General features: G+C 62.2%; 15 protein-coding genes. 3 read left to right on the forward strand and 12 right to left on the reverse strand.

Features of this window, described 5'->3' with window-relative positions; all coding sequences use genetic code 11:
- Nucleotides 1-9: 9 nt before the first annotated feature.
- From ACQ4MS_RS10100 to ACQ4MS_RS10130, 7 genes are all read right to left on the reverse strand, one after another.
- Nucleotides 10-669 carry an HAD family hydrolase gene (locus tag ACQ4MS_RS10100; RefSeq protein WP_431099373.1) on the reverse strand — a complete coding sequence of 220 codons (660 nt, stop codon included), beginning with the start codon at nucleotides 667-669 and terminating at the stop codon, nucleotides 10-12.
- Nucleotides 670-671: 2 nt separating this feature from the next.
- Complete coding sequence (locus tag ACQ4MS_RS10105; RefSeq protein WP_431099374.1) at nucleotides 672-2045, reverse strand: aldehyde dehydrogenase family protein; 1374 nt, start codon at nucleotides 2043-2045, stop codon at nucleotides 672-674.
- On the reverse strand, nucleotides 2042-2848 hold the full coding sequence (locus tag ACQ4MS_RS10110) for a gamma-glutamyl-gamma-aminobutyrate hydrolase family protein (RefSeq protein ID WP_431099375.1): 807 nt from the start codon (nucleotides 2846-2848) through the stop codon (nucleotides 2042-2044). Before ACQ4MS_RS10110 ends, ACQ4MS_RS10105 begins: the two co-directional genes overlap by 4 nt.
- A gap of 130 nt (nucleotides 2849-2978) precedes the next feature.
- Complete coding sequence (locus ACQ4MS_RS10115) at nucleotides 2979-4112, reverse strand: iron-containing alcohol dehydrogenase (RefSeq protein ID WP_431099376.1); 1134 nt, start codon at nucleotides 4110-4112, stop codon at nucleotides 2979-2981.
- A gap of 30 nt (nucleotides 4113-4142) precedes the next feature.
- Entirely contained in the window at nucleotides 4143-4661 is a 519-nt protein-coding gene (locus ACQ4MS_RS10120; RefSeq protein WP_431099377.1) for a GNAT family N-acetyltransferase, read from the reverse strand.
- Entirely contained in the window at nucleotides 4661-6046 is a 1386-nt protein-coding gene (locus tag ACQ4MS_RS10125; RefSeq protein ID WP_431099378.1) for a glutamine synthetase family protein, read from the reverse strand. Before ACQ4MS_RS10125 ends, ACQ4MS_RS10120 begins: the two co-directional genes overlap by 1 nt.
- Nucleotides 6047-6066: 20 nt before the next feature.
- Complete coding sequence (locus ACQ4MS_RS10130) at nucleotides 6067-7557, reverse strand: amino acid permease (protein ID WP_431099379.1); 1491 nt, start codon at nucleotides 7555-7557, stop codon at nucleotides 6067-6069.
- A 189-nt stretch (nucleotides 7558-7746) separates the two neighbouring features.
- Here ACQ4MS_RS10130 and ACQ4MS_RS10135 point away from each other — a divergent pair, with 189 nt between their 5' ends.
- Nucleotides 7747-8712: a helix-turn-helix domain-containing protein gene (locus ACQ4MS_RS10135; protein WP_431099380.1), complete on the forward strand. Its 966-nt coding sequence runs from the start codon at nucleotides 7747-7749 to the stop codon at nucleotides 8710-8712.
- A gap of 158 nt (nucleotides 8713-8870) precedes the next feature.
- On the opposite strand, the gene ACQ4MS_RS10140 is transcribed toward ACQ4MS_RS10135, so the two are convergent.
- From ACQ4MS_RS10140 to ACQ4MS_RS10160, 5 genes are all read right to left on the reverse strand, one after another.
- A complete protein-coding gene (locus ACQ4MS_RS10140; RefSeq protein ID WP_431099381.1) occupies nucleotides 8871-9989 on the reverse strand; it encodes a 2-aminoethylphosphonate--pyruvate transaminase in 1119 nt (372 codons plus the stop codon).
- A 54-nt stretch (nucleotides 9990-10043) separates the two neighbouring features.
- Nucleotides 10044-10556, reverse strand: coding sequence for a DinB family protein (locus ACQ4MS_RS10145; RefSeq protein ID WP_431099382.1), 513 nt, complete (start codon nucleotides 10554-10556; stop codon nucleotides 10044-10046).
- Nucleotides 10557-10563: 7 nt separating this feature from the next.
- A complete protein-coding gene (locus ACQ4MS_RS10150; RefSeq protein ID WP_431099383.1) occupies nucleotides 10564-12279 on the reverse strand; it encodes a putative 2-aminoethylphosphonate ABC transporter permease subunit in 1716 nt (571 codons plus the stop codon).
- On the reverse strand, nucleotides 12279-13331 hold the full coding sequence (locus tag ACQ4MS_RS10155) for a putative 2-aminoethylphosphonate ABC transporter ATP-binding protein (RefSeq protein WP_431099384.1): 1053 nt from the start codon (nucleotides 13329-13331) through the stop codon (nucleotides 12279-12281). Before ACQ4MS_RS10155 ends, ACQ4MS_RS10150 begins: the two co-directional genes overlap by 1 nt.
- A 150-nt stretch (nucleotides 13332-13481) precedes the next feature.
- Nucleotides 13482-14540, reverse strand: coding sequence for a putative 2-aminoethylphosphonate ABC transporter substrate-binding protein (locus tag ACQ4MS_RS10160; protein ID WP_431099385.1), 1059 nt, complete (start codon nucleotides 14538-14540; stop codon nucleotides 13482-13484).
- A gap of 190 nt (nucleotides 14541-14730) precedes the next feature.
- Between ACQ4MS_RS10160 and ACQ4MS_RS10165 the strand changes: the two genes are divergently transcribed.
- Together ACQ4MS_RS10165 and phnA are read left to right on the forward strand one after the other, a co-directional pair.
- Nucleotides 14731-15537 carry a phosphonate utilization associated transcriptional regulator gene (locus tag ACQ4MS_RS10165; protein WP_431099386.1) on the forward strand — a complete coding sequence of 269 codons (807 nt, stop codon included), beginning with the start codon at nucleotides 14731-14733 and terminating at the stop codon, nucleotides 15535-15537.
- A complete protein-coding gene (gene phnA, locus ACQ4MS_RS10170) occupies nucleotides 15524-16762 on the forward strand; it encodes a phosphonoacetate hydrolase (protein WP_431099387.1) in 1239 nt (412 codons plus the stop codon). Before ACQ4MS_RS10165 ends, phnA begins: the two co-directional genes overlap by 14 nt.
- Nucleotides 16763-16832: the final 70 nt, after the last annotated feature.

The following is a 16832-nucleotide window of genomic DNA, read 5'->3' on the forward strand; positions in this document are numbered from 1 at the left end:
GGCTCGCGCTCAGTGCAGCCGCAGCGCGGGCCAGCCGCGGTCAACCCCGATGGCGGCCAGGGTCGCATCGGCATTCACCGTTACCGGATGCTTTACCGCTTCCAGCAGCGGCAGATCGTTGATGGAATCACTGTAGGCTGTGCTTTTGCAATCCTTGAAATGCAGGCCGCGTGCCGTGAGCCAGGCGTGCAGCCGCTCGACTTTGCCTTCGCGCATGTTGAGCACGCCGGTGGTGCTGCCGGTAAAGCGACCGCCCTGCATCTCGGGCTCGGTCGCGATCAGGTGCTCGATGTCAAAATAGATCGCCGTCAGCTCGGTGATGAATCGGTTGGTGGCGGTGGTCAACACGACCAGGTCGCCCGCCTGCAGGTGTTTGTCGACCAGTGCCAGGGCAGCGGGCGTGACGCGCGGCACGATCCAGTCGGCCAGGAACTCCTGCCGCAGAGGCTCCCACTCTTCAGCCGTTCGCCCCGCCAGCGTGCCCACGTAAAAATCGGCGAACTCTTTCAGGCCCACCGTGCCGGCCCGGTAGCGCGCTGCCATGTCGGCATTGCGCGCGGTGAATTCAGTCTTGCCCAGGATGCCCTTTTCGATCAGGAAGTCGCACCACAGCACATCACTGTCACCCTTAAGCACGGTGTGGTCCAGGTCGAAGAGGGTGAGCTTCATGATCAGGATTGGCGCAGATGCCAGGCCTTGGGCCGGGTGAAAGTCTGGATGCCGTAGGTCGATAAGGTCAGTCCCACACCCGAATCGCCATAGCCGCTCCAAGGCAAGCGCGGGCTCACACGGTCGCAGCAGTTCCAGTAAACGCTGCCCGCGTTGACCTGGGCCAGCAGGACCTTGGCGCGCGCCTCATCAGGCGTAAAGACGCCGGCGGTCAAGCCGTAGCGTGTGTCGTTCATGAGCTTCACAGCTTCCGCATCACCCGACACCTTCTGGATGCCGATGATGGGACCAAAGCTTTCTTCGCGCATCAGTTCCATGCTGTGGCTCACGTTGCTGAACACGGTGGGCTCGTACCAGTTGCCGGGGCCGGGGCCACGCTTTCCGCCGGCCAGCAGCGTCGCACCCTTGGCTTTGGCGTCGGCAACCTGTGCGTCCAGCACGTCCAGCTGCGGGGCGCGGGTGATGGCGCCTATGTAGGTGTCGTCGCTCAGCGTATCGCCGGTCTTGAAGGTCTTTACCGTGTCGATGAAAGCGGCGACAAAGCTGTCGTAGATTTTTTCGTGCACATAAATCCGCTCGACCGAGCAGCAGCTCTGGCCGGTGTTATACATCGCGCCGTCGGCCAGTGACTCGGCGGCGTTTTTCACATTGGCGTCTTCGCACACATATGTCGGGTCCTTGCCGCCCAGCTCCAGCTGCAGCTTGACCAGGCGCGGGCCCAATGCCTGCGCAATCTTTGCGCCGGTGGCGTGCGAGCCGGTGAAAAAGAGGCCGTCGATCTTTTGTTCCATCAGCGCGGCGCCTACTGCACCGCCGCCAATCAGCGGCACAAACACATCTTGCGGCACGCCGGCCGCATGCAGCAGCCGCGCCATGGCCAGGCCCGACATCGCGGCGTATTCGGAGGGCTTGTACAGAACGGCATTGCCTGTGAGCAGTGCAGGGATAAACACGTTGCCACCGACAAACCACGGGTAGTTCCAGGCCGAGATATTGGCCACCACGCCCAGCGGCGTGTGCTGGATCTGCTCGGTCATGCCGCCATCGCTGAACACCGTTTGCGTGCTGGTGGCGTTGCCCACTTCCGCCAGGAAGAAATCGATGCGCCCCAGGAGACCGTTGAGCTCGTTGCGTGACATCTTGATCGGCTTGCCGGTTTCGCGCGTCATGATGGCGGCGAGTGCGTCCAGCTCGGCCACGATGCCGGCGCGAAAGCGCACGATGCGGGCCTTGCGCTCTTCCAGGGGCATGGCCGCCCACGCGCCCTGGGCGGTACGCGCGCGCTGCGCCTTGGCCGCCACCGAAGCTGCGTCGTCGGCGGGCAGGGTGGTGATCAGTGCGCCTGTGGCGGGGTTGTGAATGGAGAGAGTGTTCATGCTTGTTTAGCCTTGTCCTTGTGTTTGGCGGCGGCCACCGCCGTGAGGAAGTCGTCCAGCACCGCGGCGTCGTCGATCGTGTCCGAGCCGGCTTTGTGGAATTCGGGGTGCCACTGGGTAGCCGCGATGTAGCTTTTGGTCTTGTCCTTGCGGCGTATCGCTTCCACGATGCCGTCGTCTACGCTGAAAGCCTCTGCTTCAAACTCGGGTGACAAGTCCTTGATGCCCTGGTGGTGGATGCTGTTGACGCGCACGCGTTCCACACCGGGGTAGAGAGCCGACAGCCTGGAGCCCTGCACGATGTTCACGCTGTGGAAATTCTGGTCGTAGGTCACGGCATCGCGGTGCACAAAAGAGTCGGGCACCTGCGTGTTGATGTCCTGGTAGAGCGTGCCGCCAAAGGCCACGTTGAGCAGCTGCAGGCCGCGGCATACGCCAAAGACAGGCTTGCCGGCTTTTTCAAATGCCGCCACCAGGGCTTTGTCATATTCGTCGCGTACTCGGTCGCCTGACCATTTCTCGTCCAGAGGCTCTTCACCGTAGCTGCCGGGCCAGACATCGGCGCCGCCATGCAGCACCAGGCCGTCCAGCCACTGCGCATAGTGTTCATAGGTCACGTCACCGCGCTGCGTGCTCCCCGTGGGGCAAGGCACCATGACGACCATGGCGCCGGATGACATCACCCAGTGTGCGATCGACTGCTCGACATATTGCAGTGTCTTGCCGGTGAAATAAGAGCGCGTTGGGTCGGCGTGGGAAAAACACGCTGACAACCCAATCTTGAGACGGGAAGCGGAGGTCATAGAGCCCCCACGCTTGTCGCTTCGCGTACTACGCTGCCCCCCGAGGGGGCGCTGCGCCTGCGGCCCGGCAAAGCCGGTTCCGCGGCCCCTGCTGGAGGGGGAGTTCTCAAAACGATGGTCTTGCTGGTACTCATAAAGCAGCCTCAAACAGCATCTTGAAGTCCTCGGCCTTGCAGGGACGCGGATTGGTCTGGTGGCAGATATCGGCCGTAGCGATCTCCACCAGGCGAGGCAGGTGTTCGCGCTTGACGCCGTGAGCCGACAGCGAACCGGTGATGCCGACGCTTTCTTTCAGTTGCTTGAGCCAGGCTACAAAGGCCTTGCCTCCGCCGGCCACGCCGCAGACGTGGGCCAGCTCGTCAAACTTGGCCGGCGCGGACTCGTAGTTCCAGGCCAGCACGGTGTCGATCATCAGTGCGTTGGCCAGGCCGTGGTGCAGGTCGCAGACCGTGCCCAGTGCATGCGCACACGAGTGCACGGCACCCAGGTCTTTCTGGAAGGCGATGGCGCCCATCATCGAGGCCATCATCATGTCGCTGCGTGCCTGCAGGTTGGAGGGCTCCTTGACGGCGGTGAGCAGCGCACGCGCGGCGATGCGCGTGCCTTCAAGCGCAATGCCGTCGCACAGCGGGTGGTAGGCCGGCGAGAGGTAGCTTTCGATGTTGTGCGTGAGTGCGTCCATGCCCGTGGCGGCCGTCACGTGCGAAGGCAGGGCCAGCGTGAGTTCGGGGTCGGCAAACACCACCTTGGCCAGGATCTTGGGGCTGAACACCACGCGCTTGATGTGCGTGTCGTTTTCGCTGACGACCGAGGAGCGGCCGACCTCGGAGCCGGTGCCCGAGGTAGTGGGCAGGGCCACGAAGTAAGGCAGCTCGTTCTCGATGGGCCGCACCTTCGGGTGGTCCCACACGTATTCGAGGATGTCGCCTTCATGCGTGGCCGCAATGCCCACTACCTTGGCTACGTCCAGCGCCGCGCCGCCGCCAAAACCGATCACGCAATCGGCCTTGTGGGCCTTGTACGCCGCGGCGCCGTCCATGACCTGGCTGCAGGTCGGGTTGCCAAAGACGCCGGAGAACACGGCCACGTCCAGTCCGGCCAGATGGGTCTTGAATTCAGCGAGCACCGGCAGCGCGCCCAGCGCTTTGTCGGTCACGATCAGCGGACGCTTGCAGCCGGCGTCAAGCAGCGCTTGCGCCACCTGTTTGCGGGCGCCGGCGCCGAAACGGATGGCAGTGGGGAAGGAAAAGTTGGTAGTGCTCATGGGGTGTCTTTTTTGGGAAGGCTTGAGGATTCAGTTGGCCGGAATGGCGGAAGTCAGTTGCAGGTACATGTGTTGCTTGCCGAACGGTACGCCGTTCACGCGGATGGCGTCGGGCTCGACACCGAAAGGCGCAAAGCCGGCGCGGGCATAGAGGGCCGCCGCCTGCCGATTGGTGTCGGTCACGGTGAGGACCAGCAGTTCAACGCCGGCGATCCTGGCGGTTTGAACCACGTTATTGACCAGGGCCAGACCCAGGCCCTGGCCGCCGTACTCAGGCGCGACATACATGGCAACCAGCGTGGCTTTGTGGCGGTTCTTGAGCCGTGTCTCGCGCGTCATGCCGACGACACCGGCCAGCGTGCCGTCGACGAACGCGCCCCACATCGCAGTGTCCGAGGCGGGTGAAAGCCGCTTTTCAGTTTCTGCTGGCGAACGCTGGCTTTCTTCTTCAAAGCTGGAAGTGAAGGCGTCGGGGTGTTCGCGCAGGCCGCGCAGGCGAAGCTCCCGGTATACCGGTGAATCGGAAACCTCAAGTCGGCGAATCTGCATCAGATGATTTCAAAATAGCGTTTCATTTCCCAGTCGGTCACGGCGTCCAGCCATTGCCGCCATTCCCACTCGCGCGTGGCGGCGAAGTGATCCACGAAAGTATCGCCCAGCCAGTCGCGGGCGATGGCTGATTTCTGGAAAATCCGGGTGGTTTCGATCAGGGTGCGCGGCGCGCGCGGGATGTGTTCGGCGCCGCTGTTGGTGCCGGTGATGGGTGCGCCCAGTTTCAGGCCTTTTTCAACGCCATGCAGGCCGGCGGCAATCACCGCGGCCATCGCCAGGTAAGGGTTCACGTCGGCGCCGGGGCAGCGGGTCTCCAGCCGGGTAGCCTTGGGGCTGCCGGCAATCACGCGAAAGCTCGCCGTGCGGTTGTCCATGCCCCAGGTGGGTTTGACGGGCGCCCAGAAGCCGTCGACCAGGCGCTTGTAGCTGTTGATGGTGGGCCAGATCATGGGGCCGAACTCCATCATGCAGGCGACCTGGCCGGCCACGTAGCTCTCAAACAGCTTGCTCATCTTGCGCGGGTTCTTCGCGTCGTAGAAGAGGTTGGTCTTGCCGTCGGACAGGCTCTGGTGGATGTGGCCGCTGCAGCCGGGCAGCTGCTGGTGGGGCTTGGCCATGAAGCTGGGCATGATGCCGAAGCGCGACCCGATCTCCTTGGCGCCGGTCTTGAACAGGATGGCGCGGTCGGCCTGCTCAAGCGCTTCGCTGAAGCCGATGGCGACTTCGTACACGCCCGGGCCGGTTTCGGTGTGCAGGCCTTCAATCGGAATGCCGAAGGCCAGCATCTCGTCCATGATGGCGTTGAAGAAGTCCTTGTTCTGGTTCATGCGCAGCAGCGAATAGCCGAACATGCCGGGCGTGAGCTTCTCGGCGCCCACGCCGTTTTTGGCGGCCCAGCTGTGGGGCGTTTCCAGGAAGTTGAACCATTCGAACTCCATGCCTGTCATGGGCATGACGCCCATCTTTTCGGCACGCTTGAGTACGCGCTTGAGCGTCTGGCGCGGACACACCGCATGCGGCGTGCCGTCGGCATTGACGAACTCACCCAGCACAAAGGGAACGTTGTTGTCCCAGGGCACGTGGCGCGTGGTGGCGAGGTCCAGCCGCGCCAGCGCATCCGGAAAACCATGCTGCCAGCCCGTCACCGTGGTGTTGTCGTAGCAGTTGTCCATCATGTCCCAGCCAAGGACCACGTCGCAAAATCCAAAGCCTCCGGCGGGGTAGGGTTCGGCTGCGCCGAAGAACTTGTCTTTGTGCAGGTACTTGCCGCGCAGCACGCCGTCGATGTCACTGACGGCGACCTTCATCTTGTTGGCGCCTGACTTGCGCAGCACCTCCAGCGCTGGATGGGATGCGGTGGACCTGGATTTTTTGAGGGGCATGGTGATGGTGCCTGGTGGTTTCAGGGGTGAGCGCTGGTTGCGCCTTTTTCGGCCAGGCCAATCGCAAATTCTTCTTCCGGCGAGAGGATCAGCCGGTGCCGGCCCATCACCGCGAAGTAGCTGATGCCGATGGCAAACCACAGTGCGACCCAGAGCACGCCAACGCGGTAGATGGGATCGCTGAGCTGAAAATAAATGGTGACGATCGCGATGAGCAGGGTCAGCACGGCGCCTGCCACGCCCAGGGGGCTGCGGTAAGGGCGCTCCATATGGGGCAGCTTGCTGCGCAGGCGGATGAATGACAGCGCCTGCATCACGTAGGAAAACATGGCGCCGAACACCGCCATGTTCAGCAGGGTGCCGCCAATCACGGCTGAGCCCTTGTCTACGCCCAGGGTGAACCACAGCACGAACATGACTACCAGCGCCACCACGGAGCCGACGATCATGGCGATGTGCGGTGTCTTGCGGCTGCCGTGGGTGACCGACAGCGCCGAGGGGAAGTAGCCGGCCCGGCTCAGCGAATAGATCTGCCGGCCCTTGGCAAAGATGATGGTGTGAAAGCTCGCCACCAGCCCCAGCACGGCGATCAGTGCCAGCACTTTGGCAATACCTGTTCCGTAAATGGCCTTGAAGCCGTCGAGCAGCGGCTCGGCTGAGGTGCTGAGCGCGTGTGAGCCGATGCCCGCGACAGACGGGTTGAGCCACAAAATCATGAAGGCCGAGAGGATGAGCGTGAAGATGCCGGCGATGATGCCGCGCGGCATGTCGCGGCGCGGATCGACCGACTCTTCAGCCGCCAGCGGCAGCTGCTCGATCGCCAGAAACAGCCACACCGCGAAGGGCAGCGATGCCAGCACCCCGGTCAGGCCCAGTGGCAGGAAAGGGCCCTTGCCTTCGGGCAGCACCGCGCCACCGGCGCCCACATTCATGGCCCAGCGCGCGAAGTCGATCTTGGGGAGGGCGCTGACCCAGAATGCCACCAGGCAGGCCAGCGCCAGCAACGTGACGGCCAGCGTGATCTTGAACGACAGCTCGACACCGATGACGTTCAGGCCGATGAAGACGATGTAAAAACCGATCCACCACAAAGGCTGCCAGGTCGGCGGCGTGCCGAAGATGCTGCCCATGTAGCTGCCGATGAAAAACACGATGACGGCGGGCGTCAGCACGTATTCCACGTTCTCGGCCAGCCCGGTCAGAAAGCCGCCCCAGGGCCCCATGGCGGTGCGCGCGAAGGAATAGGCACCACCGGTATGGGGCAGCGCGGGCGACATTTCGGCCAGCGAGAAGGTCAGCCCCAGGTACATCACGGAAATGATGATGGTGGCCAGCAGCATACTGCCCCAGCCGTTGGCCAGGCCCAGGTTCCAGCCGGCGAAGTGGCCGGAAATCACTGCGCCCACCCCGAGCGCCCAGAGCGACCAGACGCCGGCGTAGCGTCTGAGCCCCCTCTTCTCAAAATAGCTGCCGTCGACTTTCGCGTACTGGACGCTGGAACGTTCTGACATGGTGGCTCCCTATAGGTTGCAAGGTTGATGGCCCGGTGGGGCTGTTTTGCATCGTAGGGCGGCGGTGGGCGCGCTGAAATCCCATTTCGGCAAATTGCGCGCGAGGGTTGCCGGCCAAAGGGTCGGAAGTAAGCCGAACTGTTTCAAAGCGTAGCTTGCGTGCGGCACGAATCCTGCAAGAATGCGGCGATGGCACATCCCTCCGACTCTGCCCAGCCGGTCCCACCGGCGCTGCTGTCCCGCGCGTCGTTCGCCGACGCGGATGAGCAGGCAGCGGCACTCACGGGCTGGAACCAGAGTTATCTGCAGCTTTCGCGCGGCGCCTTTGGCGGAGAGGTGCGGCAACTGGAATTCGCGGGTTTGCGCCTCTTTGTGGAAAGCCTGCGGGAATCGGTTTACCAGACTGGCCAGATCCGTAACGGTGCATTGGCCCTGGGGCTGCCGTTGCAGGTCGAAGGGCCCAGTGTGTTTTGCGGCGCGCCCAGCGATGCGGGGGCGCTGCATGTGTTTTCGGGAGTGTCGGGTTTTGAGTTCCGCTCCTCCCGGCGCCATGTGATGCTCGGGCTGGAGCTGGACGAGGCGGCTTGGCGCCGCTGCAGTGAGCATGACCCGGCGCTGCACGCCCGGCTCGGCGCACAGGCCGGCCTGCGCCGGCTGGACGGCGCGGCCCAGGCAGGTCTCAGGCAATGCCTCACGGGGGTTCTGGATACGGTGGAGGCCGCACCGGCGCTGCTGCAGTCCCCCGCCGTCCAGGCCGCGATGCTCGACAGCGTGATGGAGCAGCTCGGCCGCGTTCTTGCGCCGACGGGTAGCGCGGACGCTGTAGGCACCCATGGACACTGGACGCTGACGCGGCGCGCACGCGAGCTGGTGCATGCGCAGCTCGATCAGCCGCCCACCGTGCTGGCGCTGTGTGAGCAGCTGGGCGTGAGCCGACGGACGCTGCAAAACGGTTTTCAGACGGCGCTGGGCATCAGCCCGCTGGCTTACCTGCGCGCCGTACGACTGAACGCCGCCAGGCAGGCATTGAAGACCGCCACCTCGGTGACGGCGGCTGCAACGGACCTGGGGTTTTGGCATTTTGGTCATTTCGCGCACGACTACCAGCAAATGTTTGGCGAACTTCCCTCCGAAGCATTTCGCCGATTTCATTAGGCCCCCACGCTAGAAAAGGGCCCCCACGGTCGCTCACTTCGTGTAGCTCCCTGCCCCCCGAGGGGGCCGCCCGCCTGTGGCCCGGCAAAGCCGGTTCCACGGCTCCTGCTGGTAAAGACAAACTGCCAAGTCTACGACCTAGACCGTGGGTTCTTTGTTCAGGCGGCTGGCATGGCGGACGTGATGCCCATGTCCTGCAACGCACCTGCCACGGCCTGCACCGCCTGCGCCATTTCGTTCGGGCCTATGGCGCCTATGCAGCCGACCCGGAAAGTTTCCACTTGGGTCAGCTTGCCTGGGTATAGGACAAAGCCGCGATCGCGCGCTGCGGCATAAAACTTTTTGAAGTCATAGCGGCTGTCGGCCGGTGCGTGAAAGGTCACGATGATGGGGGCCTGGATGGCCGGATCCAGGAAGGGCTTGAAGCCGAGTTTGGCCATGCCTGCAATCAGCGTGCGGTAGTTGCTTTCATAGCGGGCCAGGCGTGCAGGCTGGCCGCCCTCTTCTTCAAACTGGGCAATGGCCTCAGCCAGCGCCACCACCACATGGGTGGGCGGGGTAAAGCGCCACTGCGTGGTTTTTTCCATGTAGACGTACTGGTCGTGCAGGTCCATGGCCAGCGACTGGCTGCGGCCCGCGCAGCCGTCGAGGATGGCTTTGCGGATAAACACAAAGCCCATGCCGGGTACGCCTTCGAGGCATTTGCCACTGGCGGCCACCAGCGCATCGAACTGCACCTTGCGTGCATCGATTTCGATGGCGGCGAAGGAGCTCATCGCATCCACCAGCAAACCTTTGCCATGGGCCTTGCAGACGTCGGCAACCTCTTGCAGCGGATTGAGCACACCCGCCCCGGTTTCGCAGTGGATCAGCATGACGTGCGTGATGCTGGTGTCGGCCTTGAGTTTTTCATCAAGCGCCGCGGGCGACACCTGCGCCGCTTCGTCAAAAGGCATCACGGTGCAGCGCCGGCCCATCAGCGTGGTGAGCCTGGCCGCGCGTTTGCAATAGGCGCCGTTGTCCATCACCAGCACATGGCCGTCTTTGGGCACTACGGTGGCTACGGCCGCCTCCACACTGAAGGTGCCGCTGCCCTGCAGGGGTACCACGACGTGCGAATCCTGCCCGTGGATGACTGCCAGCAGACTTTTGCGCACGCTGGCCGTGACCGCGTTGAAGTCGCTGTCCCAGGAACCCCAGTCTTTCAGCATCGCGAGCTTGGTGCGCAGGGTGGTGGTCAGCGGGCCGGGAGTCAGCAGGATTTTGTCTCTGTCCATGGTGTCTCTTTATTTTTGGTGGAGGGGGTTGTCTCGACTCGGTTCAACTCAGGGTCAACTCAGGTCCGGGGCAGCGTCGCGCAGGAAAACCGGCAAGTCCATGCTGGGCGGCCGCGCCGGTACCTGGTACATCATGTCGGCTACATAACCCCGGTGAAACGTCTTGTGGTTGACGATGTGCAGCAGCATGTCGCCGCGGGTCATGGCGCCTTTGCCGCCGTCGACAAAGTTGAAATGCACTATTTCGCTTTGCGTGGGGGCAGTCAGGCCGTCTGCGTACCGGATATACCAGCCGTCGAGCCCCTGTTGCTGCTCTTGCAACTGCGCGAGGGTCGGCGTTGCGTCGGTATTGCGGGAGGTGAAGCCGTGCGGCCGGCCTTCCAGGTGGGCCTGCCAGATCAAATCCACCACATAGGCGTGGTTCAGTGTGCGGATCATGTTGCCGAAGGAGGTCGCACGCGGCGCTGTCACCTCGCCGGGCGGCAACTGGCCGAGAGCCTTGAGGAGGCGATCGTTCGCCCAGGCCGTGTAGCGCGTCAGCATGCGGATGTTGCGGGTGTCTTGCATACCGGTGTCAGCGTTCGCCGCTTCGCCACGCTTGTGTGCGGCGGTTGATCCACCAGGCCAGCGCCATGAACAGCAGCGTTGCAATCGTCGATGCAACACCAATCAGCACGGCCATGGCAGCCGCAGCGCCCATTTCGCCGGCTTCGTCAAGGTTCAGGATGGCAATGGACGCCACCTTGGTTTCTGGTGAGTAAAGAAAGACGACGGCGGAAATCGTCGTCATGGCGTTGATGAAAAAGTAGCGTGCGATGTCGACCAGCGCCGGCGTGCAGATCGGCAGGGTGACGCGCCAGAAGGTCTTGAAGAAAGGCACCTTGAGGGAAGCGCTGACTGCTTCGAACTCGCCATCCAGCGCCTTGAGCGCCGTCACCGCTGTCAGATGGCTGGTGGTATAGAAGTGCACGATGGTACACAAGGTGAGCAGCGCCAACGTGTGGTACAGGCCATTCAGCGGGTTGTCGGGCGCATTGAAAAAGAAGATGTAGCCCAGGCCCAGCACCAGGCCGGGCACCGCCATGGGCAGCATGGCCAGCATGCGCACAAAGCCGCGCAGGCCGTCCATGCCCTTGGTTTTTTCCAGCAAGTAGGCGCTGACGAACACCAGCGCCGTGCCGAAGAAAGCGGTGCCCGCGGCCATCTTCAGGCTGTTGACAAAGCCGACGCCGACTTCGGCATCGACCAGTCCCAGCGTGTAGTGCCTGAGGCTGGGCGCAAGGTTGTAGGGCCAGAAGCTGGCGAAGGAGGCGAACACCGCCATGCCCAGCATGGCCAGCACCAGGAAGGCGATGGCGCAGCAATACAAGGTCATGACCCAGTCATAGCCGCGCGAAGGCGTGGGCCGGTAGGGCACGGCCCGCGCCGTCAGCATGGCGGTCTGCCGCTTGCTGACGTATTTGTCGACCGCGAAGGTCAGCACGGCAGGCGCCAGCAGTAAGATGGCTACGACCGCGCCTTTGGCGAAGTCCTGCTGGCCGATGACCAGCTTGAACACGTCGGTGGCCAGCACATTGAAGTTACCGCCAATTACTTTGGGGATGCCGAAGTCGGTCATCACCAGCGTGAAAGTGACGAGCGCGGCCGAGATCAGGCCGTACTTGGCGCCCGGCAATGTGATGGTGAAGAACTTGCGCCTGGCGCTGGTGCCCATGGCGTTGGCGGCTTCATACAGACGTGCATCCGAAAGGCTGAGCGCCGTGACGAGGATCATCAGTGCATGTGGAAACACGGCAAAGCATTCGGCCACCACAATGCCGGGGGCGCCGTAGATCTGCTCGATGCCCACTCTTTGCATCCAGCCCTTGAGCACGCCCTGGTTGCCGAACCAGTAGATCAGGGAGATGGCCGATAACAGCGAGGGGGCCAGCAGCGGGATCAGCGTGATGCCGCGAAACAGCGCCTTGTACTGCATGCAGGAGCGCGTCAGCGCATACGCAAAGCCGAAAGCCAGCGGCACGGCAATCAGCGTGACGGCGATCGACACCCAGAGGCTGTTCCAGAGGCTTTCCAGCAATGCCGGGGTTTTGGCGTAATCGATAAAGTTGTCGAACCAGACAAAGTCGCCGGTTCTGCCTAGCAAAGCCTGTTGAAGGATCGCCAGCAGCGGTGCCGCCAGGAATGCTATTAAAACAATAGCTACAAGTGCAAGCGCCACGTAGGCCAGGTGGTCAATCCAGTGCGCTTGCTGGCGCACCACGATGGGCGCAGGAGGGGTGAACACCGGCATCAGAACACCTTGATGCGCTCGGGCAGCAGCTTCAGCGGCAGCGATGAGCCGATCTGCAATGATTGCTCGGAAAGGAAATTGAGCGAAAGGTAGACCGTGAGCTTGTGGCCGCCCAGCGCGGGCGAGGCCACGTGCACGTGGCAGAAGGAACCCAGGAACTCGATCTTCTCAATGGTGGCGTCAAACACATGGGCGTCGCCGGCGGCAATTGGCCGGGCCAGCACGTCTTCGGGCCGCAAATAGATTTTGGCGTCGCGGTCGGCGCCATCGCAGGGCAGGCACAGCGCGCCGAACTTCATCTCGCCACCACTCACGCGCACCGGCATCACATTGACTTTGCCTACGAAGTCGGCGACGAAAGGCGAAGCCGGTTCACGGTAAATCTCCATCGGCGTGCCGACCTGCTCAATGAGCCCGTGGTTCATCACCACGATGCGGTCGGCTACGCTCAAGGCCTCTTCCTGGTCGTGCGTCACCATGATGGTGGTCACACCCAGCTTCTGCTGCAGCGCACGGATTTCTGATCGCAGACGCACCCGCTCCAGCGCGTCAAGCGCCGAAAGAGGCTCATCCAGCAACAGCAAGCCCGGCGATGTGGCCAATGCACGCGCCAAGGCAATGCGCTGCTGCTGGCCGCCCGACAACTGGCTGGGATACTTCGCCTCACTGCCCGGCAAACCCACCAGCTTGACCAGCTCGCTCACACGTTTGGCCGCCTCAGCCTTCGGTGCCTTGCGATTCACCAACCCATAAGCCACGTTGTCAGCCACACTCAAATTGGGAAACAAGGCATAACTCTGAAACACAATCCCGTAATCGCGCAACGCCGGTGGCAAGCGTGAAATGTCCCGCCCTGCCTGGTGCACTTCTCCCGAGGTTTGCACCTCCAGCCCCGCAATGATTCGCAGCAGCGTCGTCTTGCCACAACCCGAAGGCCCCAGAAAACAAACAAACTCGCCCTTGCGGATGTCCAGGTTGATGTCTTGCAGCGCAGTGAAAGCACCAAACTCCTTGCGGATGTGGCGCAGGTTCAGAAAGGTGTCGTTGTTCATGCCTGGGGTAATGCCTTGGCTACAGCCGATGTACTGGACGCGATGCAAAAAACGTATGCAGTGCAAGCAGCCGCGTGGAACCGGCTTCGCCGGGCCACAGCGGCTGTCCCCCTGAGGGGGAGAGGCGGCCGCCAGGCCGCCTACAGGGGGCTACTTCTTCTCGGTTTTGGAGTTATAGCGTTTGGTCCACTCGGCAAGAATGCGCTCGCGGTTGTCCGCTGCCCAGTTGAAGTCCATCTTCACGAGGCGTGACTCATAGTCTTTAGGCACATTGGCCAGCGGTGGCGCAAGGCCCGGCTGAGCCGTGATGGCAAAGTTCTTGCCATACAGCATCATCGCGTCCTTGCTCGAAGCCCAGTCGGCCAGTTTCTTGACGGCGTCGAGCTTTTTGGTGCCCTTATGGATCGCAAAGGCTTCCAGGTCCCAGCCGAGGCCTTCCTTGGGAAACACGAGATCAATCGGCGCGCCCTTGGCCTTGTTGGCATTGCCGCGGTACTCAAATGAAATGCCGGCCAGGAACTCGCCGGAGGCAGCCATGTTGCAGGGCTTGGAGCCAGAGTGGGTGTACTGCGCGATGTTTTCGTGCAGGGCGTCCATGTATTTCCAGCCGCCACCCTTGCCGTCCTTGTCGCCGAAAAGCGTGAGCCATGCCGTTACATCGAAGTAGCCAGTGCCGCTGGAGGCGGGGTTGGGCATGACGACCTGGCCTTTGTAAATGGGCTTGGTCAGGTCTTGCCAGGTCTCGGGCGTTGGAATGTTTTTCTTCTTGGCTTCAACGGTGTTGAAGCACACTGTGGCGCCCCACACGTCCATGCCGAACCAGGCGGGGACCTTCTTCTTGTCACGGTACTGGCTCATGATGCCGTCAAGATTGATCGGCGCATACGGTTCGAGCATGCCCTGCTTGTCGAGCAGGGCCAGGCTGGAGGCGGCCACGCCCATCACGGCATCGGCTTGCGGGTTGGATTTTTCGGCGAGCAGCTTGGCAGTGATCACACCCGTCGAGTCACGGACCCATTTGATTTCGATGTCGGGGTTGACCTTGTTAAAGCCTTCCTGGTAGGCCTTGAGCTGATCGGTTTCAAGTGCGGTGTAAACCAGCAGCTGGGTTTTTTGCGCGAATGCCCCGGTAGAGACGGCCAACAGGCCGAGCAAACCGGTCAGGGCGATCGCCTTTGGCAGGGATTTGAGGTGGGTAGCCAGCTGCATAAAAAGTCCTTTGTGGAAAACCTGCAATGTTGTGACCTGTTCGTGTCGGGGCAATGACACTGCGATGACACAACCTGTGTTCAGGTCATGTCAACCCAGCTCAATATTTATTTAACGCCGCCCCTTTTATCTTGTCAATTGTTTTTTGCAGATTGTTGACAATCCTGGGTTTTGTGCTTCAATGCAGGGCATGAATGCCGTGTTTCATCCCACTATCGCGCTGCTGCAGACCAGTTCACTCACCACGGTGGTGCAGCAGGAAATCGAGCGAGCCATTCTTGTTGGCGAATACGAACCGGGCAGCAAGCTCATTGAGGCTGCGCTGGCCGAAAAGATGGGCGTCTCGCGCGGCCCGGTCCGTGAAGCCTTCCGCATGCTGGAGGAGGCCGGCCTGGTGCGCAATGAAAAAAATCGCGGCGTCTTTGTGCGCGATATCCCCATTGAGGAAGCCGTCGAGATTTTCGATCTGCGCGCCGCGATGGACGAGCTTGTGGGGCGCCAGCTTGCAAGGAACATCACGCCGGCGCAGTTGAAGGAAATCAGGGGCCTCGTCGACTCGATGGAAAAATCCGTCAAGGCGGAAGACGCTTACAACTACCACCTGCTCAACCTGAAATTTCACGACCGGCTGGTGGAGATGGCTGGCAACAGCAAGCTCACGGCTATCTATCGCAAGCTCATCAAGGAGCTGTCACTGTTTCGGCGCCTGAATCTCGCCGACGGGTGGCTCATGCCGATCTCGGCCAATGAGCACCGGCAGATTGTCAAGGCGATCGCTTCCGGTGACGCGGATGTCGCAGGCCGTGCCATGTACGACCATGTGATCGAAAGCAAGGAGCGCACGATTGAGAACGACTTGCGGCGCCAGGCGCGCCTGCAGGCCAGCCCGGCTTCCCGCACGGCCCAGGCCAAGGCCGCGCATCTGCTCGACGACGGCTCCCCCAGAGGCAAAGAAAAAAACATGGACAAAGGAAGGCTCCAACGTGGCAGTCGCTGACAAAAAAACCAACCTGACCGTCAACGGCCGCATGTACCAGCTGCCGACCCAGCCCATTGTGGTGGTATGTGTGGACGGTTGTGAACCCGATTACCTTGCCCAGGCCGTGGCTACGGGCCATATGCCCTGGCTCAAGCGCACCCTGGCGCTGGGGTCGGGCCTGACAGGTGACTGCGTGGTGCCCAGTTTTACCAACCCGAACAACCTGTCCATCGTGACGGGCGCGCCCCCCAGCGTGCATGGCATTTGTGGCAACTACCTCTTCGATACGGCAAGCGGCACCGAGGTCATGATGAACGACCCCAAGTGGCTGCGCGCGCCCACTTTGCTGGCTGCGCTGTCGGACGCCGGCAAGTCGCTGGCGGTGGTGACGGCCAAGGACAAGCTACGCAAGCTTCTCGGTCACAAGATGACGGGCATCTGCTTTTCGTCCGAGAAGGCCGACCAGGTGACGCTCGAAGAAAACGGAATTGAAAACGTGCTGGGCCTGGTGGGCCAACCGCTGCCCAGCGTGTACAGCGCCGATCTGTCGGAGTTTGTATTTGCCGCCGGCGTGAAGATCATGCAGAAGTACAAACCCGACGTCATGTACCTCTCGACCACCGACTACGTGCAGCACAAGCATGCGCCCGGCACCGACGGCGCCAATTCGTTCTACCGAATGATGGACGGCTATATGCAGCAGCTCGACGACCTGGGCTGCGTCATCGTGCTGACAGCCGACCACGGCATGAACGCCAAGGTCGCCATGGATGGCACACCCGATGTGGTTTACCTGCAGGACTGGTTCGACAACTGGCTGGGCGCCGGCGTCGCGCGCGTGATTCTTCCGATCACCGACCCTTACGTGGTGCACCATGGCGCCCTCGGCTCTTTCGCCACGGTCTATTTGCCGGAAGGCACGAACATTGAAGCGGCGCGCAAGCGGTTGGCCGCGCTCAAAGGCATGGAAGTGGTGCTCAACCGCGAGCAGGCCGCCGAGCGTTTCGAACTGCCGGCCGATCGCATCGGCGACATCGTGGCGGTGTCCGAGCGCTTCACCGTCATTGGTACGTCAGCCTCGCGCCATGATCTCTCTGCGCTGGAAGTGCCGCTGCGCTCGCACGGCGGGATGAGTGAGCAGCGCGTACCGCTGATTGTTAACCGTGAGTTGCCCGGGCTCGATCGCAGCCGGCGTTTTCGCAACTTTGACGCCTTTGACCTGGCGCTCAACTACGCCCAGTAAGCCAGACTCTTGATGTTCACCTCGAAAGCCGCAGCGTGATTGACCAGTACATTCAGGACCACCAGCTCAA

Origin of the sequence: Polaromonas aquatica (genome assembly GCF_050626995.1) — a bacterium.
GTDB classification, from domain to species: domain Bacteria; phylum Pseudomonadota; class Gammaproteobacteria; order Burkholderiales; family Burkholderiaceae_C; genus Polaromonas; species Polaromonas aquatica_A.